The organism is Chlamydia pecorum E58 (genome assembly GCF_000204135.1).
GTDB lineage: Bacteria > Chlamydiota > Chlamydiia > Chlamydiales > Chlamydiaceae > Chlamydia > Chlamydia pecorum.
On the sequence record NC_015408.1, the window covers coordinates 700705 to 727346 of the forward strand.

Genomic DNA, 26642 nt, shown 5'->3' on the forward strand with positions numbered 1-26642 from the left:
CCTAAACCCTCCTTTTTCGAAACTTCCTAAGGGTGAGATGGTCTAGGAAAGGAGCAAAGACATTTCCTAGAAGGATCGCAAGCATCATTCCTTCAGGATAAGCCGGATTGATCAGGCGAATCACAATCGTCATAAAGCCTATAAATAATCCATAAATCCATTTGCTTAGCTTCATTGTTGGGGAGGTTACAGGATCTGTCGCCATGAAAATCATTCCAAAAGCCAAGCCTCCTAAACACAAATGTTTATATGCTGGGATGAAGAACCTTGCAGGAGCCCAAGCGCCATGATTGCCGACAATCAGGATACTAATCACCTTGAATGCCCAAGCTGTAATGAACGCTCCTAGACCGATACCAACCATAGTTCTCCATGAGGCAATTCCTGTAACTATGAGAAAGAGCGCTCCCAAAAGACAGGCAAAGGTAGAAGTTTCTCCAAGAGAACCTAAGATATTTCCCCAAAAGAGATTTGCTGTAGAAAACTTCCCAATGCCATAGATCACATCGGAGATGGCATATGCCGAATCAAATTGTGTGGGGAGCAATCCTAAGCCTCCTTCATGAAGAGGACTTGTAACAAATTCCTGAAGTTGAGGGAGAGTAAGATTAGATAAAACTTTTCCTGGGTGAGTCTCTGCCCATAGGGAAAACTGTGCATTAAGGGCATCTTGACAGGCAATATCGGGGATATGCAAGATGTTCGTAGCAATGGCGTCAGCGTGAATCCTCTTCACGTCAGGAAGTGTGGAATTCAGGGTTTGCAAACATGTCGATTGGGAAAAGCCATCAATAGAGGTTTTGCCTAGGGAGGCATTCATTTTTAGAAGACTTTCTTTGATTACTGTAGGATTGCTCCCGACCCAAGTATCTCCGCTCATCTTTTCTGGGAAGGTAAAAAAGAGAAACACCCGAGCAGACAATGCAGGATTTAGGATGTTCATTCCTGTTCCGCCAAAGAGTTCCTTGCTAATAACCACACCGAAAGCGATTCCTAAAGCAGCCATCCAATAGGGGATAGTAGGAGGGAGTGTTAGAGGATAAAGGATCCCCGTAACGAGGAGCCCTTCAGCAATTTTATGCTTACGCACGACAGCAAAGATGACTTCACAGAGTCCCCCAACTCCATAGCTGATAAGAAGAAGAGGGAAGAAAATTTTACATCCTTCCCACAAGATTGGCAGAGCTTTTATATCACAAAATGCAAAGGAAAGATAACTTTGAAAATTGGAGATCTGTAAGAATGTCTCCATAAGCCGGGGATCTCCCGAGCTATAGATTAAAGACTGCAGTCCAGAATTCCAGATGGCAAAAAATATTGCTGGAGAAAGAGCAAAGACAACAAGAATCATCCACCGCTTGATATCTACAGCATCGCGAATGAAAGGAGGAGAAGTGGTGATATGAAGAGGTTCATAGCAAAACGTATCAACAGCATCAGCTATAGGAGTAAAACGTTGGAATTTCTCTTTTTGACAGGTTTTCCAGAGAGTATCTACGAGTCGTTTAAGCATTATGCAGGGGAAAAAGTTGAACGTTCACACATGCAACAACGTAACAAATTGAGAAGAATTTTAGGAATAGAAATTTTCCATGATGCGCTTGGGATCTTTGTTTTTTAAGCTTCTTTTTCCTAAGCTCTGCTATGGATGTCAAGGAGAGGGAGCTCTCCTTTGCCAGCGCTGCTTAGGAATGTTGCGCTGTATATCTAGCGAGGGGAGATGCTCACGCTGTTTTGGGGGGCTATCTTATCAAGAAAGTCATGTTTGTTCACGCTGTGCCTCTCTTTCAAAGATCCATATGCATTGCATCTTTCCTCTGACAGCCGTAGCCTTATCCTTATATAAAAACGTCTGCTGGGGAAAGGCTCTGACTAGAGAAGTGTTTGCAGTACACATTCGAAAGCAATGGGAGATCTTAGGCCTTGTCCCGGAGGGGCTTCTTTATACAGCTCCTGAGTTGAAAGAGTTAGCTCAGGCATTATGCATAAAGAACCTAAGATATAGTGCTCTTTGGAGAAAAAAACGCCTATGGGAGAGCTGCTCAAAGGAAAGAAGCCTTCATCTTCTCTCTCCATTTCCTTTAACATGGAGACAGCGTGCATGGTTAGAAAATAACGCTCCTGGGCCAGTATGGATTACAAGTGTATTTCTTCCTGAGGAGCAGCTTTAGCCCCTGAGATTGCAAGATAACCAAGAATACGCACGCCCTCATCTACACATAATGTAGTAGCTTGGATGTCTCCCTTTACGACTGCTTCTCCTCGAAGTTCTACCTTTCCTGCTACGGTGATATTTCCTTCTACTACCCCTTCGATAATGGCTTCTTGAAGTTGAATATCTGCTTTTACCACACCCTTAGGGCCGACAATGATTTTTCCTTGAGATACCAAGATCCCTTCAAACGTTCCATCAATACGTAACAGCCGATCGAAAGCAAGCTCTCCCTTAAAGGTTACGCCTTCGCCTAACGTTGTTTCAGGTTCTTCAGGAAGAAGAGGGTCAACATCTGCGGCTCCTTGTGGTGTCCAGGAAGTTTGAGGTGAGAGAGTTTCTTGCTGCTGTCCATTATGCATTAAAGGGCGAGTTTCTGCAGTTTTTGGCGTATCAAACAGGCTTGGGGGAGTATCTAGTCGTTCAGATCGAGAATATGTTGGGTAGCTTGACCTTAGTGAACTTTCATCTTCGTATAAGGTCTGCACATCTTCAAAAGGACTTTTGTTTGTTCTGCGAAACATAGAGTCTCCTTTAAGTTAGCCAACAATATGGTTTTTACAGAGATTTACTTGGTGTTTTAATGTGTCATCTTCCTGCAATTTGTGCTCTATCGTTTTGCATGCATAGAGGATAGTAGAGTGAGTTTTTCCAAATGCTGCTCCGATAGCTACTAAAGAATCCGTGATTAAGGTTTTGGCAAGATACATGGCAACTTGACGTGCTAAGACTAATTCCTTCGCTCGAGAATTCTCTTTGAGATCTTGAATTTTCACCTGAAATACCGTAGCCACACTTTTCAAAATGCTCTCTACGGAAACTTTTTGTTTCGTTGGAGAGCGAAAGAGTTCTTTCAGTGTATCATGAACAGTGTTTTCTGTAATTCCCTTGCCAAAAAGGCGACAATAGGCTGTAAGCTTATTGATAGCTCCTTCTAACTGACGCACATTTCCATAAATATGATCGGCAATGTAAAACGCCACCTCATTAGGAATCACCAGGCCTTTTTGTTCAGCTTTGTGCTGTAAGATCGCTACGCGAGTTTCTAAATCTGGAATGCCAACATGTGCCACTAGCCCCCATTCCATACGAGCAATAATGCGCTCAGAAAGCTTAAGTTGCCCTGGAGGTTTGTCACTAGTGATCACGATTTGCTTGCTAAAGTTAATGAGAGTTTCGAAGGTATTGCAAAACTCCTCTTCAAAATTCTGGCGGTTTTGTAAGAACTGAATATCATCGACAAGTAGAAGATCTAAAGAACGATAAAAATTTTTCATTTTATCAATAGATTTCGATTTTAAATGATATACAAGATCATTGATAAACGCTTCCGTTGTGATACAATGGATCTTTAAATTTTTATGGTGCTCACGTACATAATGCCCTATAGCATGGAGAAGATGGGTTTTCCCCAACCCTACACCTCCATGGATAAACAGCGGATTATAAGAACGTCCGGGTTTCCCCGCGATCCCTACAGCTGCAGACTTAACAAATTGGTTGGAGGAGCCCTCGATAAAATTATCAAAACGGTACGAAGAGTTTAATTTAAGTTGAAACTCCTTAGTTTCTTCTGCAGGGGATTCTGCAAATACTTCCCGTGGTTCATTTACAGTGGAAGAGGGAGGAAGTTTTTTAATTTCTGAAACGACAAACTCTAAAGCTGGCTCCCCATGAATATCTAAAGGAACGAAGGAACAAAGATCCTTTTTGTAATTGTCAAGCAGGTAATTTTGAACAAAGATATTGGGAACTTCTAAACGAATTTTTTCTTGGGTTTCCTCAACTACTTGAATAGGAGAAATCCAGTTTTCAAAAGCTGTTTTTGAACAGCGTGTTTTTACATAATTTACAAACTGTTCCCAAGTGTTACAATCGTTGCAGGTTAACATGCTGTTCTCTTTCGTTTAAAAACATCTTCATCTCAGCAGACGATCTTCTCTTTAAGGAAGAAAATGCCAATGTAGCATTGCTATTGATAAGCAATCAACAGTTTTTCTAAAAAGAAACCGTGTGTTTTTTCTTTTTCTCTGTCGAGAAAATTAGGAGAGCGAGAGAAAAATTATCGAACTGCAGGGATTTTTTTTACAGTTTTAAGAGTGTAGCTCATTAATAGAGCTTCTGCATCATCTGCAATAACGGCATCTGCACATGAGGCAAGGTAGTGGGCAATGGCGGTGGCTTCTTCTATGCGTCCAAGACAAAACAACGCCTTGGTTTTATTCAGTAGTGTAGGGAGATGGTCCCCTTGCATACGAAGCGCTTGATCTAGGACAAGTAGAGCTTTAACATTGTCTCCTACTTGTAAATAGAGACCCCCTAGAGTTTGATGATCATAAATGCTTAAAGGATCTAAAATCACCAAAGCTTCAAAGAAAAGAATAGCTTTTTGATAATGTCCTTGTCTTAAGAAAGAATATCCTGAGATTCTGAGATCTTCGAGTTCTTGATCTCCCCAGCCTAAAATTGCTTTCCATTCATTATCTAGCATAAGCCTTAGCCTTGGACAAATTGAAAAATCCGAGAAATAATGTAATCGATCATAATATTTGAAGACTTCACACCAAGATCTAAAACTTTAAGTAAGGTTTTCCCTTGAGATATACGTTCATCCTCTTCAGTTTCTTCAGTTTCTTCATGGGAGTCTTGGTGGCTCTCCCGCTTCTCCCTATGAGATAAAAAAGGAACACTGCAACTGTGGTAAGAAAATTTCCCTCTTGTGAGCACTTTTAAATAAGCAGAAATCCTTTCCATATCTAAGTCCTGCTGATCCGGAGAACCTAAAGAAGGCGCAAGATAAGGTGTTGAAAACCGTTGTTTATAGAAATTTTCTGGTGGGGAGAACATGGCCCATTGAGTTTTGCAATTGGTCTGCAACAACGAAGTTAATGCTGAAGGTTTGGGGGTCATGTCCAGGATCTGAGCATGCTTGGCAACATCACGAATAGAAATCCCTTCCATATGAACTTCTTTTCGGAAGTCGCTAACAATCTTGTTGTTGGAGGCGTGCTTTTCGTATATGGAGGTGCTGTAATTGAAAATTTCTACCATGATAGAGCCTTTGATTCCCTTATTAAGATCATAATAGGGGATAGGAAAAAGTCAATAGTCTTTAGAATGCGGAATCCTCCTTAAGAGAAAGTTTGTTTTTCTAGTGAAATCTTTTGCTATTCTTTGAGATGATGGGGAAATTCATAAAATGAAGTAAAAAGATGGCCCCTTCCCATATTCCTGTTTTAGTGCACGAGTGTCTCTCGTTATTTTCCCAAAGCACCCCTAGGAAATTCTGTGATGTCACTGTAGGGGCAGGAGGACATGCTAAAGCGTTTCTTACTGCATATCCTTCCATTACTTCTTATGACGCTTCCGATCGAGATCCTTTAGCCTTAACTTTATCTTCGCAGGCCCTAGAACCTTTTAAAGAGCGTGTGCATTTACGCCATGCCTCGTTTCAAGATCTTTCTCATAGTTTAGAAGAACATGTTTATGATGGGGTGATTGCAGATCTGGGGGTCTCTTCTATGCAGCTAGATGATCTTTCTCGTGGATTTAGCTTCCAGGGGGAAGAGCATTATTTAGATATGCGTATGGATCCTACCCAGGGGATTTCTGCAAGTGAGGTATTGCAGTGTCTACGAGAAGAAGAACTAGGGAAGATCTTCCGCGAGTATGGAGAAGAGCCCTTATGGAGACAAGCAGCAAAAGCTATCGTGCATTTTCGGAAGCATAAGCGTATAGAGACCGTTCGGGATCTCAAGGAAGCCACCTCTCGTGTCTTTCCTTCATATCGTTTAAGAAAAAAAATCCATCCTCTAACGCTTATTTTTCAAGCGCTTCGTGTCTTTGTTAATGGAGAAGATCAACAATTGCGTACATTGCTAGAGTCTGCAATGCGTTGGCTTGCTCCTCAAGGGAGAGTTGTGATTATCTCCTTCTGTAGTTCCGAAGACCGCCCTGTAAAGCAGTTTTTTAGGCATGCAGAAGCTACAGGACTTGGGAGGGTGGTTACAAAGAAGGTGATAATGCCTACATTTCAGGAGATCCGCAGAAATCCTAGATCTCGTTCTGCGAAGTTACGTTGTTTTGAAAAAGCTTCTGTATGAATAAAAGCCGTTTTGTTCGTTTGTTTTTTTGTTTTTTTTACTTTGGGAGCCTTTTATATTGTTACATTAACAAGCAAAATACCATTACTAAGCTACGTTTGGATATCCCAAGATTATGGGTGCTCTTGCGTCAATTGGAACAGGAAAATGTTTCGTTAAGCTTTTTACTTCATAAAATTGAAAGGCCAGATCATTTAATAGAGATCGCAGCACTTCCTGAATATCAATACTTGGAATATCCTAAGGAAGATACTGTCCACAGATTATATTATGAGTCTCCGTAAGCGTTTAACGTTGATTTCTCTTGGATTGCTCTCTTGCTACTCTCTTCTCATTTTGCGCTATTATAAAATCCAAATTTGTGAAGGGGAGCGTTGGGCTGCAGAAGCTATTGGACAACATGAATTTCGGGTGCGGGATCCTTTTCTTCGGGGGACCTTTTTCGCAAATACTTCTTTGCGTAAGGGAGATCTTGGCCTCCCTCAGCCTTTCGCAATTGATGTGACAAAGTTTCATTTATGTTTAGATTCTGTTGCGATTCCGGAGGTTCACCGTGATGTGATCGCAAAGAAACTCTGGAGCTTAGTTGGTGAAGGAAGTTATGAGCATCTTCGTGCGCAATTTGATAAGAGATCTCGTCATTGCAAGGCGTTTCTTTGGTTAGATCGTTCCCTTCATGATCGCATTCTTTTGTGGTGGAAAGCCTATGCGGCACAGCATAAGCTTCCGTCAAACGCGTTATTTTTCATAACGGATTCCCAACGCTCCTATCCTTTTGGTAGCCTGTTAGGGCAGGCTCTCCACACCCTTAGGGAAGTGAAGGACGAAAAGACTGGGAAGGCCTTCCCTACAGGGGGCCTTGAGGCCTACTTTAACCATGTTCTTGAAGGAGAAGCAGGAGAGCGTAAGCTCTTGCGTTCGCCATTAAATCATTTGGATTTAGATCGCATTGTAAAGATCCCGAAGGATGGCTCTGATATCTATTTAACGATCAATCCTACAATTCAAACCATTGCAGAGCAGGAGTTAGAACGAGGGGTGTTGGAAGCTCGTGCACATGGAGGAAGGTTGATTTTTATGAACTCCTATACAGGAGAAATTCTGGCTTTAGCGCAGTATCCTTTCTTTGATCCGGCAAACTATAAGCAGTTTTTCAACGATAAGGAAAGGGTAGAATACACCAAAGTTTCTATGGTTACTGATGCGTTTGAGCCTGGATCAATCATGAAGCCCATTACGATAGCGATTGCATTGCAGGCAAATGAAGAGGTTGAAAAGAGCTCTAGAGGAAAGCTCTTTGATCCTCAGGAGGCAATCGATGTGACGCGAACTTCCTTTCCAGGAAGGCAAAAGTCTCCCTTAAAGGATATTGTGAGGAACAATAAGTTAAATATGTATATGGGCATACAGAAATCTTCAAATGTCTATGTTGCACAGCTTGCGGATCGTATTGTGCAATCATTGGGGAGCTCATGGTATCAGGAAAAACTCCAGGCATTTGGTTTTGGGAAAAAGACCGGCATAGAGCTTCCAGCAGAAACTCCTGGGCTAGTGCCTTCGTTGCAACGCTTCCATATTAATGGCTCTCCAGAGTGGTCGTTATCCACGCCATATTCTTTAGCTATGGGCTATAATATCTTGGCAACTGGAATGCAAATGGTTCAAGCATATGCTGTCATTGCAAATGGAGGATTTTTAGTGAGGCCTACGCTTGTAAAAAAGATTGTGAAGCCTTCAGGAGAGGAGTATGTGCTTCCTTTTTCTAGAGAACGAGTGCTCTCTTCTTCGGTAGCTCAGGAGGTGCTTCATGCCATGCGCTTTACTACGCTTCCAGGGGGAACAGGATTTCGCGCTGGCCTGAAGCACCATTCTAGCGGAGGAAAAACAGGAACTACAGAAAAAATGATACAAGGAAAGTATGATAAACATAGGCATATTTCTTCATTTATAGGAGTGGCTCCTCTACAGCAGATAGAAGAGATCCCTCCGTTTGTTATTCTTATATCTATAGATGACCCTGAGTATGGCTTACGCGAAGATGGGACAAAAAATTATATGGGAGGGAGGTGCGCAGCTCCGGTATTTTCCCGTGTTGTTGATCGTGTATTTTCTTATCTTGGAGTGCCTCCAGATAAGGAGAAACACGCAAATAAAGAGGAAGTTTTTGCATTAAAAGTGTTATATGAGGAGTGGAACCGTGCAAAGACGCCTTAGACAAAAAGAGACGTTTTGTTTACAAGACCTTCCCTGATATAGAGGTGATAAGGCTTTTATAGGTTGTGAGTAAACTTGTGGGGTTATAGAATTGATTTTTATAGTTGGTTCTGAAAATGCCTCTAAAGAGAGTAGAGATAGAGAGCATTTAGATATATAGAGAAATAGGAGAGTGAAATACGTAAGGGAATAGTTCTTGCGCGCTCTTTAGGTGAAAATGAACTTGAAAGAACTCCTTCAAGGTATATCTGCAAAAATTTATGGAAAAGTTCCCACTTTAGAGGTGCGCAACTTTACGCGAGATTCTCGATGTGTCGGTGTCGGGGATATTTTTATCGCATGTCGGGGAGAGCAGCATGATGGCAATGACTTCTCTGCAGACGCAGTGGAGCGTGGAGCGATTGCGATCCTCTCTTCTTTTTACAACCCCTTTCTTTCTATAGTACAGATTGTTACTTCTTGTGTGGAACAATTAGAAGCTGAACTTGCCGCAAAGTTCTACGGAAGGCCTTCGGAAAAACTTGAGGTGTTTGGAGTTACAGGGACGAATGGGAAGACTACAGTTACCTATATGATCAAGGCCTTGTTGGATCATAGCCATAAGCCTGCGGGGTTAATTGGAACCATTGAGCATATCTTAGGAGAAGGAAGTATTCACGATAGCTTTACCACCCCTTCTGCATGTTTATTGCAAAAGTATTTTGCAGAAATGGTGAAAAACCGTAGAAAGGCTGTCGCGATGGAAGTGTCTTCTATAGGCTTGGAGTTGAATCGAACAGCGCAAACGTCATTTGATGTTGGGATTTTAACAAATGTGACTTTAGACCATTTAGATTTCCATGGAACGCTAGAAAATTATCTCACTGCTAAAGAAAAGCTCTTTTCTCAGCTTCCTAAAAATGGTTGTGCGGTGATTAATGCAGATAGCCCCTATGCCTCGCGGTTTTGTTCTATAGCTTCTTCGCGTTGTGTAACATATGGTATCGAGGAGGCGGCGGAATATCGTGCCTGTGATCTTCAGTTATCGTTGCTAGGGACGCGCTATACCTTAGTGCATAGGGGCAAAAGCTACCTCTGTAAAAGCCCTTTAATTGGGCGCTATAATGTGTACAACACGTTAGCTGCGATTGCAGCAGTGCATGAGCGCAGTAATCAGGAACTTCCTGAACTGTTAGTAGCTCTAGAGAATGCTCCCCTTCCCAAGGGGCGTTTGGAGCCTGTATTTTCAGGGCCTTGTCCTATATACATAGATTATGCACATACTCCAGACGCTTTGGACAACGTTTTAGCTACTCTAAAAGAGCTAATGTCGTGTCAGGGGAGGGTGATAATAGTGTTTGGCTGTGGAGGAGATCGCGATCGCTCTAAGAGAAAGCTTATGGCGCGAGTTGCAGAGCGTTATGGATTTTCTATAGTCACGACGGATAATCCTAGAAAGGAGGATCCAGAGGTGATTATTCATGAGATTTGTGAAGGCTTTACCTCGCAGAAGTATTGTGTAGAGCAAGATAGAAAAAAAGCGATTTTGCGAGCTATCTCCATGGCTTCGGATAAAGATGTCGTGCTTATTGCAGGGAAGGGCCACGAAACCTATCAAATTTTTAAACACCAAACGTTATATTTTAGCGATAAGCAAGTTGTGAATGAGGTACTTGCTTCCTATGTTTAAGCGTTTTGCGTTGTTTTCCTGGATGTTCTTAGGAGCCTCGTTTTCCTTATTTTCTAGTGAACCTAGCCGTATACGTAAGGGTGAAGTGATCTTTATTGATCCAGGACATGGAGGAAAAGATCATGGAACGGCAAGCAAGGAGTTATTCTATGAGGAGAAATCTTTAACATTGTCGTTATCCTTGTATGTGCAAAGTTACCTTAAGAGAATGGGCTATAAGCCCGTGCTCACGCGATCTTCAGATGTTTATGTGGATTTGGCAAAAAGAGCCCAGCTGGCGAACCAAGGAAAAGCAGATGTTTTTGTAAGCATCCATTGTAACTATTCTCCTAATGTTGAAGCGTATGGTACGGAGATCTATTTTTATAATGGCAAGGGGAGTGCTACGAGAAGTCGGAAATCAGAAGCCCTAGGGAAAGACGTTTTGGCTGCAATGAAGAAACATGGTTCTTTAAAATCTCGAGGGATTCGTGTAGGGAATTTTGCTGTTATCCGGGAAACTACCATGCCTGCAATCCTTATTGAAACAGGCTTTTTATCTAACCCTCGGGAACGTTCGGCATTATTGGACATACGTTATCGCATGCACTTAGCTAAGGGGATCGCTGAAGGCATCCACAATTTTCTTTCTAGACAAGGGTTTCAAGGCCAGAAGAGCTCCAAATGAAACTAGGAAAATCCTCTAGCATCGTCCTCGATGCGATTCGAACGCATGGCCTGCTGCTTAGGAGGCAACCGCTCTATCCTACTGAGCTACGAGGACACTAAAGATACTGTATCAAGTTAAGAGAAAGAAGTCACGTATTGCTATAGTTTTAGGTGTGTTTTTGTTATTTCTTTTTTTTAGTTTAAGAGAAAATACGGAGTGAAGAGGTCTTTCTCTCTCTCTAGGGGTTTTAATATAGTTGTGTGTTTTTTAAAAAATCTCTTGAATCCAATGAATGAATGCATATGATGAGCTTAGACTTCAAAAGTTTATTATTTAGGGCCAAGTTCTTTATTAGGGCACTTAATAGGAGGCAACGTTTCTATGGCTACCATGACTAAAAAGAAACTGATTAGTACGATTTCTCAGGATCATAAGATCCATCCTAATCATGTTCGTACAGTAATTCAGAATTTTCTGGATAAGATGACTGATGCTTTAGTTAAAGGTGATCGGTTAGAGTTTCGAGATTTTGGTGTGTTGCAAGTTGTAGAAAGAAAGCCTAAAGTTGGTCGTAATCCTAAAAATGCTGCAGTGCCTATACATATCCCAGCGAGAAAAGCTGTGAAATTTACGCCTGGAAAAAGAATGAAGCGCTTGATTGAAACTCCTAATAAACAATCTTAGTTGTTACTTCCTCCGATCTCTTATTATTGGGTCTTTACATAGCCCCTAAACATCTTTAGGGGCTTGACTCTAATTTTTTTTGTGATTATTGTTTTGAACGTACGTTCAGATAAAATGTGAATAGCGATGGGATCGCAGCTTAATTTGCAAGAATATGGCCGAGTGTTCCCAAATCCGAACTTTGACCTCCAATTAAAACTCTTTATTTGTGCATGTCAAGATAAGAGCTTAAGACAGTCTGTTCTTAAGTATTTCCGGTATCATCCCCTACTCAAAGCTCATGACATCGCCCGAGCAGTATACCTCCTTATTGCCTTAGAAGAAGGACAGGATTTAGGGTTGGGTTTTCTCAAACTTTCTCAAGATCTCTCCGGTGCTGTAAAGTTGTTTTCTCATGGGGGGTTTCCTTGGGGGGGATTGCCTTATCCTGCAGAACATGCTGAACTCGGCTTGCTTTTACTGCAAGTCGCAGAATTTTATCATGAGAGTTTATCCAATGCGGAGAAAATGTCTGCTTTTCATCAAGCGATGTTTACCCATGAACATGGAATATTTCCCTCCCTTTGGAGCCAGGAGAACACGCGTTCTTCTTTAGAAAAGACTTCTTTAAGCAAATCCTTTCTCTATCGTTTGGATCAACAAGTCCTCCCAGAGTACACTTTTAGCGATCCAAATTTGGGATTTTGGATGATGCGGACACATTCTTCTTCAGCATATGTGTCAGCATCAGGATGTAAAAGTAGTGTATGCTCCTATTGCTGGGGAGATGTGGGAATCATTGCTTGCGGGCCTAGTTATGGGGAGATTAGCGATTGTCAAGGGTTCGGCTTGTGCGGAGTTGCTAAGGAGTTTTCTTGTGTTGTACACAATGTTTCTTCAGAATTTTCCTTTTTAAATTCTATAGCTGTACCATACCCTCGTCTCACAGGATTTTCTTATCTACAAGATGCCTATCTAGGTGTAAAAGTCCGACATCAAATTAATGTTTCAGAAAAACAGTGCCAGGTACGCTCTTTTATCCAAGAGCCTTCAGAAAGGATAAGCTTTTCTGTATTTTGCCGCGCAAAACATTGTCAAGTCGTAAATGGCCCTAAATTGCGTTCTCACTCCCTAGATTCTTACAAAGGCCCTACAAACGATGTGCTCCTTGTCGGAGATCAAGGAGCTATCCGAGTACTTTCTGCAGCACCTCGAATGGAAATTTTTTCTTTACAAGGAGAAGAGAGTTTCTGGGGAGGAAATTTCCTAATCAATATCCCCTATAGGGATTCTGAAGTTCTCTTGGTTTTTGAAAAAAAATATTCACTTTAGGTGTTAAATTCTTTTACACAGATGATCGATAATTGTTTTTAAGAATTATTTGTACTAAAATAGTTCTTTTTGTAAGAGGAGAGCACTAGATTATGGAACTTCTTCCACATGAAAAGCAAGTGGTTGAATATGAGAAAACCATAGCGGAATTTAAAGAAAAAAATAAAAAAAATTCTTTACTCTCCTCTTCAGAGATCCAGAAGTTGGAACGAAGATTAGATAAGTTAAAAGAGAAGATCTATTCTGATTTGACTCCCTGGGAAAGGGTGCAGATCTGTCGTCATCCCTCTCGTCCTCGGACGGTGAATTATATCGAGGGAATGTGTGAGGACTTTGTTGAGCTGCGAGGGGATAGAACATTTCGTGATGATCCTGCTGTGGTAGGAGGATTTGCGAAAATTCAAGGGCACCGTTTTATCCTTGTGGGCCAGGAAAAGGGCTGTGACACCTCTTCTCGTGTGCATAGAAATTTTGGAATGTTATATCCTGAGGGCTTTCGGAAGGCATTACGTCTCGGAAAGCTTGCTCAGAAGTTTGGGCTTCCCCTAGTTTGTCTGATAGATACTCCTGGAGCTTATCCTGGCCTTAATGCTGAGGAACGTGGGCAAGGATGGGCGATAGCACAGAATTTGCTAGAGTTTTCTAGATTGGCGACTCCTATTATTGTAGTGATTATTGGTGAGGGGTGTTCCGGAGGAGCTCTAGGCATGGCTGTAGGGGATTCGGTTGCAATGCTAGAGCATTCCTACTATTCTGTAATTTCTCCTGAGGGATGCGCTTCTATCCTTTGGAAAGATCCAAAGAAAAATAGTGAAGCTGCAGCTATGTTAAAAATGCATGGAGAAGATCTTAAGCAGTTTGCTATTGTAGATGCTGTGATTAAGGAACCTATTGGTGGGGCTCATCATAATCCTGCTGCTGTGTATCTTCATGTTCAGAACTTTATTGTTCAAGAGTGGTTGCGATTAAAAGACCTATCTGTCGAGGAACTCTTAGAAAAACGCTATCAGAAATTTCGAACTATAGGTCTTTATGATGAAACTCCTCCTGAAAGCAGTTCTGAGGCATAAAAAGCATCTTTTCGTTCTTGCGTGTTCTCTATTTTCTATCGTAGGACTGGCAATTTCTTCCCAAGCAGAGATTTTTTCTTTAGGGATGATTGCAAAGACGGGACCTGATGCGTTTGTTTTATTTGGGAGTCGCGAATCAGGGAAGCTTACTAAGGTCTCGAAGTTAAATCAACAAGATATTATCGATAATTGGAATGCGATTTCTGGCTCTTCAGGGCAGATCACAGTGACGCAAGCAAATGCTTATATTGCCAAACATGGCAACAAAGCCGTATCGATTACGGGAAAGGCATCGCGTTTTATTACTCAGCATATAGATCTTACAAACTTTTGGGGGTTGGCTGTCTTTCTTATTTGCATTGCGATCTTTAAGGCCATATCGTTGTTTTTCCAGCGTTTTCTTTCTCAGGTAGTCTTGATTCGTATAAGTCGAGATTTGCGTCAGGACTACTTTCAGGCTTTACAACGGCTTCCCATGACGTTTTTCCATTCTCACGATATGGGGAACTTAAGCAGCAGAGTGATTATGGACTCCACGACTATAGCGCAGGCTGTGAACTCTTTAATGCTAAATTATGTCCATACTCCCATTACATTAATTTTTGCTCTTGCTGTGTGCATATCTATTTCTTGGCAGTTTTCTTTATTAGTATGTGTAGGTTTCCCTGTATTTCTCTTGCCGATTGTGATTATAGCAAGAAAAATTAAATTGTTCGCTAAGGATATCCAAAAGCGCCAAGATAATTTTTCTTCGGTTCTCTTAGATTTTCTTTCAGGAATAGTTACGGCGAAAGTGTTCAATACAGAAACTTTTTCCTTTAATAAATACTGTGAGCAGAATAACCAGATCTCCTCTTTAGAAGAAAAAAGTGCTGCTTATGGCTTACTTCCACGACCCTTGTTGCATTTGATCGCCTCCTTATTTTTTGCCTTTGTAATTATTATTGGGATGTATCAATTTGCCATCCCTGCCGATGAGCTCTTGGTTTTTTGTGGTCTGTTATATCTTATTTATGATCCTATAAAGAAGTTTGGTGATGAGAATGTCAATATCATGAAGGGCTGTGCAGCTGCGGAGCGATTTTATGAGGTTTGTGCTCATCCTGATATTACCTCGGGATCCTCAGCTCTTTTTGAGTTTCCTGGAATACAAACTTCTCTAGAGTTTAAAAACGTCAGCTTTGGCTATCATCAGAATCAACATGTGATTAAGAACCTTAGTTTCACCTTAAGACAAGGCGAGGCACTAGGGATTGTTGGCCCTACGGGATCAGGAAAAACCTCAATAACAAAACTTCTGCCGCGTCTTTATGAGGCTTCGGAGGGGCAGATTCTCATTAACTCTGAGCCAATCACTTCTTATAGTAAATCTTCATTACGAGACCATATAGCGTGTGTTCTGCAATCTCCCTATTTATTTTACGATACTGTTTGGAACAACCTCACTTTTGGAAGAGATATTCCTGAAGAGGAGGTTTATGAGGCTCTTCATCAGGCACATGCATATGACTTTGTCTCGAACCTTCCCCAAGGGGTTCACAGCTTGCTAGAAGAAGCTGGGAAAAGCCTGTCTGGAGGACAGCTTCAGCGCTTAACGATAGCAAGAGCATTATTGAAAAAGGCTTCTATTTTAATTTTAGACGAAGCGACTTCTTCCTTAGATGCGATTAGTGAAAACCACATCAAGGAGATCATCGGAGAGTTAAAAGGCCGCTACACGCAGATTATCATTGCTCATAGGCTTTCTACTTTAGAGCATGTCGATCGGATTCTTTATCTTGAAAATGGAGAGAAAATAGCCGAAGGGACAAAAGAAGAGCTTTGCAGGAGCTGTCCAGAGTTTTCAAGAATGTGGGAGCTATCTACAGTTTGAGGAGAGAATTAGGCTGTTAGACCTAATCAGGGGTAGAATCTAAAAGGCGGTCTTGTTTTCTAGGAATCGTAGCGCTTTCAAGAATTTCAGGAAGAGAGGATAGTAAAGTTTTTGCAAGAACAGAGGCTAAGGCTGCGCTGTGCTCTTGAACGAAAGTTTTCCTCCTAGGGAGAGTATAATCCGAGGTGATTTTTATTATGGATAAGGGAAGCCCTTGAGAGTGCGCAAGAGTAGCTATAGCGTAGCCTTCCATGTCAACGAGCTGGAAAGTTTTATGGAATCCCAAGATATAAGGAGCGTCTGCAGTCACTAGAGAGGTTGTTTGAAGAGCTGTTGCTTTGGGGGTGAATATAAGCTGGGGAGCCTCAGATAGGGATTGGTCGTGGGGATGGAGTTTCCCAAGGTGTTCTATGAGATAGCATGTGCTTAAAGGGATCGCAGGAGAACAGGCTCCAGCAAAGCCTAGGTTGAGCCAAAGATCATAAGAGGTTAGAGCTTGAGGGTAGTCTTGAATGGCATGGTGGACAGCAGAACTTCCCCAGGCATGGAGTAAGCAAAGATCTAGGGTAAGCTGAGGGGTGTGATAACGAAAGATCCTAGGGGGATAGAGGGCTGTAAAGGGAAGAAGAGAAAATAATGCTTGAGATTCACAGGGGTCTGCGATGAAACAAAGAGCGCGGACAGGTTGACTAGACATCGTACTGCCATAGCATGTGAAACGCTTTTTTTCCACTTTTAGAAAGATAGAAGGTTTCTTTGTTTACGTAAGTCGCTATGAATTGATGAATTACCTGAAGGTCTTTGTTTTTAGAGTATTGTGTTGCTAGAGATGCAGCAGAGTCAGGGTTTTGTAGAGAGGCAAGAAGAGATTTTCTCAGAGAATTTGTCAGGTGTTGCACGAGAGGTTGAGGGACGTCCTTAGCGATTGCAATGCAACCAAGAGGAAGAGGAAAAACTGTATTTCTTTGCCAGAGTTTTCCAAAATCTGCGCGTAAATGTAGACAAGGATCGTAGCTGAAACGTTCCTCATGAATCAGAACTCCTCCGCAAACCTCATCAGAAAGAATCGCATTGAGGATGTTCCCATAAGGCATAGGGATTAACCTTGCCTCAGGATAGTGGTGCTTGCAAAGTGTATGGGCAGTTGTAGCGTCTCCTGGTGTGGCAATGGTAAGAAGAGGGGCTTCAGGATCTTTGGAAAGAAGAATGGGGCCACAATTATGTCCAAGGGTATTGCCTACCTCTAAAAGATTGTAGTAGTCCGAAACTTCAGGGAATAAAGATGCCGACATTTTCATAAGAGAAAACTGACGCTTTACAGCAAGCTGATTTAACGTTTGAATATCAGTAATTGTAATTTGATTCAGGACAGGAGAGACCTCATTGTTCAAAAAGGATCGAAATAAAAAAATATCATTCGGACAGGGAGAGAAGGCAGTAGTAAGTATCATACAGGTTGCTTCAGTAGGGCAATCGCAGCTTTCATATCTTGATTTTCAGGTTTGTCGAGAGCACCTTGATTTTCAAGCCACTCTAAGTAAGAGGCAGGGATCTCTGATAGCGTCTTCCCTTTGTATTTCCCAAAGGGCATTTTAAAGACTCTAGGATGGAAGCTCTCTTCTAGAAGAGCTAGAATCTGCTCGGGGGTTAGGTCTCCGACTAAAGCAGAAAAGACCTTGTGTAGCGTAATAACGTCATCTAGAGCTCTATGGGCTTGGTTTTCTGCAAAGCCATAGACTTGTCGTAAATACTGTAGGTTATGCTTAGGAAGATCTGGGCGATATTTTTTTGCCCACTTTAGGGAATCTATTGTGCGCAAGTTTAGTGGCTCTAAGGAATATCTTTGGCACTCTTTTTGAAGCAGAGGAAGGTCGAAGTTATCATTGTTATGAGCGACAAGAATGCTTGCACTGCCACAGAACTGCTTAAAATTATGGTAGGCTTCAGGAAAAGTCGGTGCAGAAGATACCATTGCAGTGGTAATCCCATGAATTTTAGAAGAATCTTCAGGAACGGGAATCTCAGGATTTACATAAGTGACAAAAGATTCTTTTGTGGAGCTATTGTAGGCAGCAATTTCTATCACTCGATCTTTATCAATTTGCGTTCCTGTAGTTTCGGTGTCATAAAAAATCAATACAGACATGACGAAACAACCCTAAGATTCCTGAGCTTTTTCTTTGGCAAGCTTCTTCATTTCATCTAAGTTCATATTTCCTGTGGAAACTAGCCCTATTGCATGGGAGAAGCTATCGCTAATGATCTTAACGGTATCAATATAAACCCGAAGTAAAGGACCGCTGATGTACTTTTCTAGGCAGGGAATCACCAGCCTGTAAAAGATCAGCCCTTGCTCTTCATCCATTCCGAATCCTGGAATATCAATATCGCGGTTGAGAAGATGCAAAAGTCGTGCTGTGGCGCCCTGATGTGTATCGGAAAGCTGATAAGGGAAATAACAGATTAACTGGAGAACCTCTCCCTCACTACGGATAACGAAAAATAGAGGGAGTTCATGATCGTTGGCAAGAATATTGATATAGATCAAACCACTAGACTTTTCAAAGTAAGGTTCTAAGTTAGATTCTTTAAGGAATCTTGTAAGGTTATTTTGATTTAATATCCATGTTGTCATAGAGGAACTCTCCAAATTATCTTGGGATATTGTAAACATCCTAAGGATTTTGATGCTTGTGGATTTTTTGAATAGCCTTATTTAGAAATTCTGAAGTTGAAGAGGGGAGTTGGTTATCCTTTTGGTTTTGGAGGAGTTCACCTATGTCCGTATTTGGAGGAAACTCTGAAAGCATCGTTGTTTTTTCCGAGTTTTCCGCAATAATGAGAATCTTATTTGCAACTTGAATTAGGTAAATATACGTTTTTGGAGTGAGAGCTCTCTTATCAAGGACTTTTATTATAGAGGAACCAGAAAAGACTTGCCCTCGAGATTTTACAAATTTCTTAAAGGCCCACGCACCGATCCCAAACATCGTCAGCAAAAAAAACAAAGATAAAAGCATTTTAGCGATTTCTATTTTCAGATTCCCTGGAGGGAAAATCTCTTGAAAGGAAACCTGATCTTGGATGGCATCCACTAATGCGAGATCATCTGAAAGATAAATAAGAAAATCAAAAAATTTTTGAAACATACTCTACAGAGCCCCTCTAGTGAACATGATAGAAACACATCTTGCAGCTGGTCCAAAAGCGCCTACCGTAGAGATGACGCTCTGTCAAATTAAAGCGTAAGCTTTATATTCATGCAAGCGACATATTCTTGTCTTTGGAGAGACAAGAATACATTTTTTTTTAAATGTGCTTTTAGTTAGGGTTTCAGATATGAAGGGGTGTATACTTATGGGGATTTAGATTAGAAAAACTCAAAGGGAAAAGGACTGAGGAAGCATTCATGGAGAAGTTATTAGTCACAGATATTGATGGAACCATTACAGATCAAGCCTACAGATTGGATTCCGAGGTGATTGATGCTTTAGTTTCTTTGAACCGCTCTGGCTGGGACTTATTTTTTCTTACAGGAAGGTATTTTTCTTATGCCCGGAAGTTATTTCAAAACTTTCCTGTCCCCTATCTTCTAGGATGTCAAAATGGTGCCTCTGTATGGTCCTCAACATCCCTGTCATGGATATACTCTCAGAATCTCAGTCGTGAGGTGCTTGCTTCCCTTCAGGAAGCTTTAGGAGGGTTTCCAGTAGTTATGTCTATAGAGTCTGGAGCTCAGCATCAAGATTACTGCTATCGGTTTTCTCCTACTTCGGAATCGCAGTGTTTGCATGAGCTTTTAGATCCGATCTATTTCCCAACAGCTCAGGAGCGCACAAAGCTTGTACACGTAAAAGACTTAAGCACTGACTATGGGTTCCCCTCATTTGCTGCGGCAAAAATTTTTGGAGAAGAAAATGTTGTTCGAGATATCTATAAATCCCTTTCTAGAAATCAAGGACTCCTTGCTTTGGTGAACCTAGTCCTTATACGATGGCCCTTTGACCCAAAGTACAGTATTGTCTTTATCACGGAGAAGCATGTTTCCAAAGGCCACACTTTAGATCGGGTAATAGAGCGTCTTTATGGAGGGAAAAAACCCTTCATTATGGCATCAGGAGATGACAATAATGATACCGATCTAATTTTAAGGGGAGATTATAGGATTGTCATGAACTCTGCGCCCCAAGAACTGCATGGGATCGCAGATTTCCTTGCGCCCCCAGCAGAAGAAAAGGGCATTCTTCCAGCTTGGGAGGCGGGAGACCACTATTTTAACGCGATTGCTAAGGTTTAGGGAGCATTTCTGGTCCGATTCCCATGACATTAGCGCCGTGATCTACGTATAGAGTTTCTCCTGTAATGGCACTAGCAAGAGGAGAAGCAAGAAATGCTGCTACAGCTCCGACTTGTTCTGCAGTCATGGCTTCTGGGAGAGGAGCCCACTCTAAGTAATAGGAGACCATATTTTCGATAAAGCCAATGGCCTTCCCAGCCCTGCTAGCAAGAGGCCCTGCGGAAATCGTATTTACGCGGATGTTCCAGCGCCTTCCTGCTTCCCACGCTAAGGTTTTTGTATCGCTTTCTAGGGCAGCTTTTGCTGAGCTCATTCCTCCACCATATCCTGGAACGGCACGCATAGAGGCAAGATAGGTAAGTGAGATGGTACACCCCCCAGAGTTCATAATGGGACCAAAATGAGCTAAGAGGCTAACAAAGGAATATGAAGAGGTGCTAATTGCTGCAAGATATCCTTTCCTGGAAGTTTCCAGTAGGGGTTTGGAGATCTCAGGACTATTAGCTAGGGAATGCACAAAAATATCAATAGTGCCAAAATCATTTGCAACCTGCGCAGCAATTTCCGAGACTGTATAGCCAGAAATACCTTTGTAACGCTTGTTTTCAGCAATGCTTTCAGGAACATCTTCAGGGGAATCAAAGCTGGCATCCATAGGGTAGACCTTAGCGATTTGTAAGAGCTGACCATTAGAGAGTTTTCGGGATTCATCAAACTTCCCTAATTCCCAAGATTGCGTGAAGATCTTATATATAGGTACCCAGGTCCCTACAATAATTGTCGCTCCAGCTTCTGCGAGCATTTTTGCAATTCCCCAGCCGTAACCCTGATCATCGCCAACACCCGCAATAAACGCAATTTTACCTGTAAGATCTATCTTCAACATGCATTCACCTTTGTTCCTTTTTCTATCTGAGGAGGTTAGCAGATTCTTCGATTATTAAGAAAATGTCTTTCTTCTCCCTCTACTCTAAACATGAAGGTTTAAAAAAATCATATACATTTTTGAGGGGTTTTCATTACGCTGCCTGTCCTTCATTGGAGAAGTTAAAAAAATATTTACAATAGAAGGATTATGACAACACCAACAAGTTCTATAGCAAGTGGTTCGGATAACCCAGCATTTTCTTTGGAAGGGGACAGTCTTACTATTACCACCACGACCTCAACAACTACATCAATAAGTCCTATACAGCGTATTATTACGCAGAGTTCTACTTCGGGTTCAGGGGGAATTCCTGCGACTTCAGGAGGAGGAGGATTGTCTCTTGAAGATGTGAAGAAATTATTAGATCTAGCGAAGCAGTCATCACAAGTGCAGCAACCAAGTTCTGGAACTAGAGGAACATCAGACTCCTCTATGGGAGGAATAACAAGCTCAGGAATATTAGGGGGAACTCATGATCTTTCTTCTTTACTAGGAGCTTTAGGGAATAAGGATACTAAAGATCAGCTATCTGCAGTGCTTTCTACACTGAATGGAAAAGAAAATTCCACGCTAGCTGCTGCGGTAAACAGTATGTCAGAATTAGGTAAGGCAATTTCAAATCTACTCTCTGCAACAAATTTGCAGGAGACTTCGGCGGCAGCTACTAATACGGCACTATCTTTAGCACAGTTAATTTATTTAGCTGCAACGAGTGAGACAGCAAGAAAATCAGGGCAATTTTGCCATAGGGAGTGTGGGCCTTCATGTATAGGAAATTGTGGTTGTCCGGGATGTGGTTGCTCCAAAGGAGAATGTGGTTGTGGATGGTTCGGAAGGTGCTTTTGTAATTGGTGGGGATTAATTTGTGGTGTAGATCGCACTTCACAGACACTACAAACAGAGTTAGAAAGGTTAGAAAAGGTGTATGGCAAATCTGTATTGCTTATGGCCTTAAGTCACTTAAACATGGATGTGGTAGGGATTCTTGCAGGAAGCGCTGCAGTATCCCTTCCTCCTATAGAGGAGATAGAAGAGGCGTGTAGGAAAGCGTCAACAAATTTTGTAAATATTTTACAACAACAGACAGCAGATATGTGGTGCGCAGCAGCGGCACGGTTCTCTTCTATAACAGAGGATAACTTTTGGAAAGGATGCATAGTCAAGGCATTAGCATATCCTACAGAGAAGATGAATGAGGAGCTTTTAGGGAATAAGGTATGCGTGATTTCTACTGGGGTAGGAGGGAAGGTTTGTAGCAATTATAACATCTCATGCATGGCAGAGTCTATGCATGGCCTTAAGATAGTATGCCAGGAAAAAGTGACAAGCCTAGGGATTCTTCAGATAGCTGAAATGATAGAGCTAGTCTCAAAGGTACTTTGGATTGCGACAGATGAGGGCAATCGACCTATATCGATCTCTACAGAGAAACTTATGTCGTTAGTAGCAGTTGTACTCGCGCGTTCCAATCTTTCATTTGCGTCACGAGATGGCACAGCAGAAGAAAGCAAGATCTTTGACAAAACTATGGTAAAAGAGCTCTTTGAAGCGGACATGCGGGGAAAAGATCGGCAAGGAGAAAAACAACCTTTCCAAATTTCGAGAAGGTTTGTTCAGCTTGCAGAAAAATGCTTTGGGAAAGCTTTACAAAAGCAGGAGATTTTACAAGATTCTAGGAATGTACGTGAGCGCGACGCTCTAATTTTGAGTATGTCAAATCGGTGGTTCTTAGCAGCAGGCATCCGCTCTCCGCAAACAATCATCCAACAGCCAAGCGCTATAAATGCTTCTACAGAAGTTTTAGAAGAGGGGCTGACAGCAGATAGTGAGATTGTAGAAATCATAACTTAGGGAAGGTCCTTTTTTAAAGGGGGGGAGATGAAGATATGGGGGATATTTTAGAAAGAGAGAGCTATAAAAATTTCAACATATCTTCTAAAACCAAAGAAACCTTTCTTTGTTAAGGAGAATTTTCAAGTAAAACATAAGATTTAAAATAATGTTTATTTAAAAAGAAAAAGTTTTTTGAAAAGTAATCTACAAATTTAATTTATGTTACATACAATAGCCTTTTATTAAGGCGTAGATTATGAGTCATCCTGTAGGAGGACGTGAGAATTTCTCTTTTGTTTTGGAAGAGGGGCACCTATCGTCTGTACAGACGTTACAGAATATCGTGCAGGCAGTTTTTGGGGCAAATAGGGGAGACGCCTTCACGACAGGAGGAAGCCATTCTTTTGATGCCGAAGCGCTACAGAGGGTATTAAATTTAGTAAGGCAAAATGTAGATGGAATTGGGGGAGGGGGGGGGAGTAGCTCGGTCTGTGGTTTCTTCTAGAGTAGCGCAAGAGGAGGATATAGATCGGGTAGATTGTATATTTTGTAATAGTTCTGGATGTGTTGTAGGAGGGAAGGTTGCTTTAGAAGGAATCTCCTCATTGACCAACTTAGCTTTGTCCATAGCATATGTCATTTCCTCTGTTTCTACGTTGGAGTTTTGGGGTTCTGTTGTAGCTGCAATATTCTCTACGGCCCATATAGGTTGCGTTGCGGTAGCAAGTGGGGCATTCAGATGTTGTGGGGCATTCTGTGTAAGGAAAGCTCGTTCTTTGTGTATTGGGAATTGTGGAAGTTCTGTTTGTGGCTGCCCTCAAGGGGCGCATGGTTGCGGGAGTCTGGGGAGGTCTTTTTGCAGTTGGTGGGAGTTGTGCTGTGGTTTACAGAACTCTTCTCAAGAGTTTAAAAAAAGCATGCAGAAAGTCCAAGATCGCTATGGTCTTCCTTTATTTTGTTTAGCTTTAAGTTCATTAGGTGTGGAGCCTGAGAAGGTCTTATCTGGAGAGAAGAAAGTTCTCTCTTCAGAGGTGGAGCTCGCTTGTCTCAAGGTGGCAAAGAGCTTTTTAAATAATCTCGTGGTACAAACTCCAGATTCTTGGTGCTCAGCAGCAGCAGCTTATGAAGCTTTCATAGATGATCCTGTGTGGAAAAAGTGTATTATTTCTGCAATTGCTTTCCCTGAAGGCGAGGTGAATGAACGCGCCTTATTCGAAAAGGTGCGTATTCTTGTTCCTTTAGGAGATGGCTCTGAAATATGCAATACTTTTGAAGTTAGAGCGCTAGTTGTGGCTCTTCTTTACCTTCCCGTATTCTCCCATAAAGACTCTTCAGAAAAATCTATAGGAGCATTGCAGGTAGCCTACATAGTACAGCTAGTTGCAAAGATGCTCTACCTTGCAACAGAAGAAGGACAGCGGTCTTTATGGCTTCATATGCATCAGCTTTTAAGCTTGGTAAGCATCGCCTTAGCAAACTATGACTATTCCATTGTTCCCCATACAGGAGATCCTGAACGGAGTCACATTTGTAGAACAGTGAAGTTCCAACTTCTCATTGAAAACGCTTTGCAGCAGAGGCTGGCACACTGCAGGAATAAAGCCTTAAGAGCACGTTGTGTTTTGCAAGACAACTCAGAGATATCTTAAATGCCTTCTCTTCTTTCCTCCATGAGTTTTTGCAACTTCAGCTAAGAAGTCGTAGCCTCAAACTTCTTTCTAGACAAAACTCAGAAAAGGATTTCCTTCTTAAAGTTCTTTTTCAGGAGGATGAGATTCTTATCTAACTTCTTTTTCTCTTAACATCTCAGACTCTTAAAAGAAAGCGTATATGCCAGTTATAATTTTTTTAGTGCATGTCTCCTATATTTCTCTGAAGTTGCGGAAGCTTCTTAGCATAAGCGACCTAAAAAATTAAAAAAATTTTTTTACAATAAAGGGGGTTTCTGTAATCTGTTCCGTAGTTTTCGACTTTGGTAGTCAAATAAAATATTTACATTAAGGAGTTTGGATTATGACGAATCCTACAGGTCGGGGGAATACAAATCCTTCTTTTAACGATCAAGAGGTTCTTTCTTCTAGGAATGTAATTTCCTCTATGCTTGGGGCAGCAGCAGGGAATGCGAACACTGAGATATCTCCGGAGGTATTACGCTTGTTATTATCTTATGTGCAGACAGCTGGATCTGTTGGGCAGGCGGGGGGAAACAGGACTCCTGCGATTATTTCTGGGAATCAACTTATTACTTATCCACAGGTGGTGATGCAACAGCCGACGCCTATGTCTTCAAGGGGTGGAGGTTTAGCAGCAGGATTGAATGCATTTGAGTCTGCTAGTCAAGGTTTTTCGACCTTAGCCGCAGCATTGTCTAATTTGATTTCTTCTACGATGCCACAACAATCTCAAGGAGGTGCTTCGGATCATAGTGCTGCTGCTAATGCTGCAATGACTATTTCTGGGTTGATTTACACTGCGGCAACCAGTAAAGCTGCACGACAGACCGGGATATTTTGCTATCAGGAATGTAGTGATAAATGTGCAGGAAATTGCGGATGCCCAGGATGTGGTTGTGCAAATGGTGAATGTGGATGCGGGAAGTTTGGTTCCTGTTTTTGCAGATGGTGGGGGATGATTTGTGGTGCAGATAAACATGATGAGCTGAGGAGAAAGTTAGAGGAATTAGAGGCTCGTTACGGAAAGGCTGTAATTTTAATGGCTCTGAGTAATTTAAATATAAATGTTGTAGATGTGCTCTCTGGGCAAGGGAGTATAAACTTGCCTCCTATAGATGAGATTGAATCTGCTTGTAGCCTCGTTTCTACAGATTTTGTAGAAATCTTGCAGCATGAAAGTGAATCTGCTTGGCTCTGTGCTTTTGTAAACAGCAGTGAAGTGCTTTCTATACCTTTCTGGAGAGAGTGTATTGTTAGAGCTCTTGTGGATCCCTCTTGTGATTTAGATGAAAATCTCCTTACAGAGAAAGTTATTGTCACCACTCCTTTATCCGAGAGTATGCTAGTATGTGCTCCGTTTGAGCTTGTCAAAGTTGCACATGCACTACCTCGCATTAAGGTGAGATCAGATCAGGAGGACACCCCTAGGAACTTAGGAGTGATGCAAGTTGCTAATTTGATACAGCTAGTTGCGAAGATTTTTGCTAACGCTACAGGAGGAGGTGAGCGTCCTGTATGGCTTTCTAAAGAACAGCTTATGAGTATTATTTCTGTAGTGCTAGTCCAAAGTGGATATCACTTGGTTTCTCGAGATCAAGAGGATCTTCCTATATATCAAGAGATCAAGCTCCTTATGGCAGAAGTTTGTCAGAAGAAACTCCAAAAGGCTCAGAGTAGCATGGAGACAGATCCTCGTGACAAGAAGAGGATAGTTGAGGATAAGTTTGTCTCTATTGCAAACTTGTGTTGTAAGCAAGAAAGAAGAAGAGCCACGATATTGCAAGATCCTAATAATGTATCGGAGCGCGATGAGTTGATATTAAGAATGTCTCAGAGCTGGCTAGCAGCAGCAGGTATCCGCCCTTCCCTCTCTCGAGCAGGAACACCTGCCGCCTCTCTACTTGCGACGCCTAGGATATCACCACCATCGACTCCAGTAGGTGGTAATCAGCAATCTGAAGCTACTGTAATTTCACAACAACCATCTTCGGGAGGTTCTCCTAGCAATGCAGAAACGTCTTCTACTGGAGGATCAGGAGGAGGGATAGTCTCCTTAGCATTAAAAAGAATATGCTGGACTGATTCTGGTCATTATAATCAAACTTTTGATGAAGAAGATTGTTGAC

At 41.8% G+C, this 26642-nt stretch carries 26 protein-coding genes and 1 tRNA gene; 15 read left to right on the forward strand and 12 right to left on the reverse strand.

Translation table 11 applies throughout. The annotated features are described in order from the left end of the window. Position 1: 1 nt before the first annotated feature. The gene (locus G5S_RS03125; RefSeq protein ID WP_013712734.1) at positions 2–1513 is read right to left on the reverse strand and encodes a Na(+)-transporting NADH-quinone reductase subunit B; all 1512 of its coding nucleotides are present in this window, start codon (positions 1511–1513) and stop codon (positions 2–4) included. Between the two features lie 79 nt (positions 1514–1592). Here G5S_RS03125 and G5S_RS04915 point away from each other — a divergent pair, with 79 nt between their 5' ends. Then, positions 1593–2171, forward strand: a complete 579-nt coding sequence (locus G5S_RS04915; protein WP_049770610.1) for a hypothetical protein — start codon at positions 1593–1595, stop codon at positions 2169–2171. Here the strand turns inward: G5S_RS04915 and G5S_RS03135 are convergent. From G5S_RS03135 to G5S_RS03150, 4 genes are all read right to left on the reverse strand, one after another. Next, a complete protein-coding gene (locus tag G5S_RS03135) occupies positions 2137–2736 on the reverse strand; it encodes a bactofilin family protein (RefSeq protein ID WP_013712736.1) in 600 nt (199 codons plus the stop codon). The two genes, G5S_RS04915 and G5S_RS03135, sit on opposite strands and share 35 nt — an antisense overlap. Before the next feature lie 15 nt (positions 2737–2751). Beyond that, positions 2752–4104 carry a chromosomal replication initiator protein DnaA gene (dnaA, locus tag G5S_RS03140; protein WP_013712737.1) on the reverse strand — a complete coding sequence of 451 codons (1353 nt, stop codon included), beginning with the start codon at positions 4102–4104 and terminating at the stop codon, positions 2752–2754. Positions 4105–4274: 170 nt separating this feature from the next. Beyond that, on the reverse strand, positions 4275–4703 hold the full coding sequence (locus tag G5S_RS03145) for a tetratricopeptide repeat protein (protein WP_013712738.1): 429 nt from the start codon (positions 4701–4703) through the stop codon (positions 4275–4277). Positions 4704–4708: 5 nt separating this feature from the next. Continuing rightward, positions 4709–5263: a DUF5399 family protein gene (locus G5S_RS03150; protein WP_013712739.1), complete on the reverse strand. Its 555-nt coding sequence runs from the start codon at positions 5261–5263 to the stop codon at positions 4709–4711. Positions 5264–5424: 161 nt separating this feature from the next. Here G5S_RS03150 and rsmH point away from each other — a divergent pair, with 161 nt between their 5' ends. The 5 genes from rsmH (at position 5425) to G5S_RS03175 (ending at position 10865) form a co-directional block, all read left to right on the forward strand. Beyond that, complete coding sequence (rsmH, locus tag G5S_RS03155) at positions 5425–6315, forward strand: 16S rRNA (cytosine(1402)-N(4))-methyltransferase RsmH (protein ID WP_013712742.1); 891 nt, start codon at positions 5425–5427, stop codon at positions 6313–6315. Beyond that, positions 6312–6599, forward strand: a complete 288-nt coding sequence (locus G5S_RS03160; RefSeq protein ID WP_013712743.1) for a hypothetical protein — start codon at positions 6312–6314, stop codon at positions 6597–6599. The genes rsmH and G5S_RS03160 overlap by 4 nt, the downstream gene beginning before the upstream one ends. Continuing rightward, a complete protein-coding gene (locus G5S_RS03165) occupies positions 6586–8529 on the forward strand; it encodes a peptidoglycan D,D-transpeptidase FtsI family protein (protein ID WP_013712744.1) in 1944 nt (647 codons plus the stop codon). The genes G5S_RS03160 and G5S_RS03165 overlap by 14 nt, the downstream gene beginning before the upstream one ends. Positions 8530–8746: 217 nt before the next feature. Continuing rightward, positions 8747–10198, forward strand: a complete 1452-nt coding sequence (locus G5S_RS03170; protein WP_013712745.1) for a UDP-N-acetylmuramoyl-L-alanyl-D-glutamate--2,6-diaminopimelate ligase — start codon at positions 8747–8749, stop codon at positions 10196–10198. 22 nt (positions 10199–10220) lie between these two features. Next, positions 10221–10865, forward strand: a complete 645-nt coding sequence (locus G5S_RS03175; protein WP_013712746.1) for an N-acetylmuramoyl-L-alanine amidase family protein — start codon at positions 10221–10223, stop codon at positions 10863–10865. A gap of 22 nt (positions 10866–10887) precedes the next feature. On the opposite strand, the gene G5S_RS03180 is transcribed toward G5S_RS03175, so the two are convergent. Continuing rightward, positions 10888–10961: transfer RNA gene (locus tag G5S_RS03180), tRNA-Arg, on the reverse strand. Between the two features lie 267 nt (positions 10962–11228). Here G5S_RS03180 and G5S_RS03185 point away from each other — a divergent pair. The 4 genes from G5S_RS03185 to G5S_RS03200 all read left to right on the forward strand — a co-directional run bounded on the left by G5S_RS03185 (position 11229) and on the right by G5S_RS03200 (position 15785). Next, positions 11229–11531: an HU family DNA-binding protein gene (locus G5S_RS03185; RefSeq protein ID WP_013712747.1), complete on the forward strand. Its 303-nt coding sequence runs from the start codon at positions 11229–11231 to the stop codon at positions 11529–11531. 126 nt (positions 11532–11657) lie between these two features. Further along, positions 11658–12842 (forward strand): hypothetical protein, encoded by a 1185-nt coding sequence (locus G5S_RS03190; protein ID WP_013712748.1) that lies wholly within the window; start codon positions 11658–11660, stop codon positions 12840–12842. A gap of 92 nt (positions 12843–12934) precedes the next feature. Then, complete coding sequence (locus tag G5S_RS03195) at positions 12935–13912, forward strand: acetyl-CoA carboxylase carboxyltransferase subunit alpha (RefSeq protein WP_013712749.1); 978 nt, start codon at positions 12935–12937, stop codon at positions 13910–13912. Beyond that, the gene (locus G5S_RS03200; protein WP_041467089.1) at positions 13878–15785 is read left to right on the forward strand and encodes an ABC transporter ATP-binding protein; all 1908 of its coding nucleotides are present in this window, start codon (positions 13878–13880) and stop codon (positions 15783–15785) included. Before G5S_RS03195 ends, G5S_RS03200 begins: the two co-directional genes overlap by 35 nt. A 22-nt stretch (positions 15786–15807) precedes the next feature. Here the strand turns inward: G5S_RS03200 and G5S_RS03205 are convergent, their stop codons facing one another. The 5 genes from G5S_RS03205 to G5S_RS03225 are packed head-to-tail and all read right to left on the reverse strand — an operon-like array spanning position 15808 to position 18934. Next, positions 15808–16482: a phosphorylase family protein gene (locus tag G5S_RS03205; RefSeq protein WP_041467022.1), complete on the reverse strand. Its 675-nt coding sequence runs from the start codon at positions 16480–16482 to the stop codon at positions 15808–15810. Beyond that, positions 16475–17236, reverse strand: coding sequence for an MqnA/MqnD/SBP family protein (locus G5S_RS03210; RefSeq protein WP_013712752.1), 762 nt, complete (start codon positions 17234–17236; stop codon positions 16475–16477). The genes G5S_RS03205 and G5S_RS03210 overlap by 8 nt, the downstream gene beginning before the upstream one ends. Continuing rightward, complete coding sequence (locus G5S_RS03215) at positions 17233–17931, reverse strand: putative quorum-sensing-regulated virulence factor (protein ID WP_013712753.1); 699 nt, start codon at positions 17929–17931, stop codon at positions 17233–17235. Before G5S_RS03215 ends, G5S_RS03210 begins: the two co-directional genes overlap by 4 nt. Before the next feature lie 12 nt (positions 17932–17943). Continuing rightward, positions 17944–18420 (reverse strand): type III secretion system chaperone family protein, encoded by a 477-nt coding sequence (locus G5S_RS03220; protein ID WP_013712754.1) that lies wholly within the window; start codon positions 18418–18420, stop codon positions 17944–17946. 40 nt (positions 18421–18460) lie between these two features. Further along, complete coding sequence (locus G5S_RS03225; RefSeq protein ID WP_013712755.1) at positions 18461–18934, reverse strand: FliO/MopB family protein; 474 nt, start codon at positions 18932–18934, stop codon at positions 18461–18463. Between the two features lie 260 nt (positions 18935–19194). Here G5S_RS03225 and G5S_RS03230 point away from each other — a divergent pair, with 260 nt between their 5' ends. After that, the gene (locus G5S_RS03230; protein ID WP_013712756.1) at positions 19195–20082 is read left to right on the forward strand and encodes an HAD-IIB family hydrolase; all 888 of its coding nucleotides are present in this window, start codon (positions 19195–19197) and stop codon (positions 20080–20082) included. On the opposite strand, the gene G5S_RS03235 is transcribed toward G5S_RS03230, so the two are convergent. Beyond that, positions 20072–20968 carry an enoyl-[acyl-carrier-protein] reductase gene (locus G5S_RS03235; protein ID WP_013712757.1) on the reverse strand — a complete coding sequence of 299 codons (897 nt, stop codon included), beginning with the start codon at positions 20966–20968 and terminating at the stop codon, positions 20072–20074. The genes G5S_RS03230 and G5S_RS03235 overlap by 11 nt on opposite strands. Before the next feature lie 189 nt (positions 20969–21157). On the opposite strand from G5S_RS03235, the gene G5S_RS03240 reads away from it, so the two are divergent. The 4 genes from G5S_RS03240 (at position 21158) to G5S_RS03255 (ending at position 26641) form a co-directional block, all read left to right on the forward strand. Further along, positions 21158–22861: a hypothetical protein gene (locus G5S_RS03240; protein WP_013712758.1), complete on the forward strand. Its 1704-nt coding sequence runs from the start codon at positions 21158–21160 to the stop codon at positions 22859–22861. 238 nt (positions 22862–23099) lie between these two features. Beyond that, positions 23100–23348, forward strand: coding sequence for a hypothetical protein (locus G5S_RS03245; protein WP_041467023.1), 249 nt, complete (start codon positions 23100–23102; stop codon positions 23346–23348). Then, positions 23335–24492: a hypothetical protein gene (locus tag G5S_RS03250; protein ID WP_041467024.1), complete on the forward strand. Its 1158-nt coding sequence runs from the start codon at positions 23335–23337 to the stop codon at positions 24490–24492. Before G5S_RS03245 ends, G5S_RS03250 begins: the two co-directional genes overlap by 14 nt. Positions 24493–24856: 364 nt before the next feature. Beyond that, entirely contained in the window at positions 24857–26641 is a 1785-nt protein-coding gene (locus G5S_RS03255) for a hypothetical protein (protein ID WP_013712762.1), read from the forward strand. Position 26642: the final 1 nt, after the last annotated feature.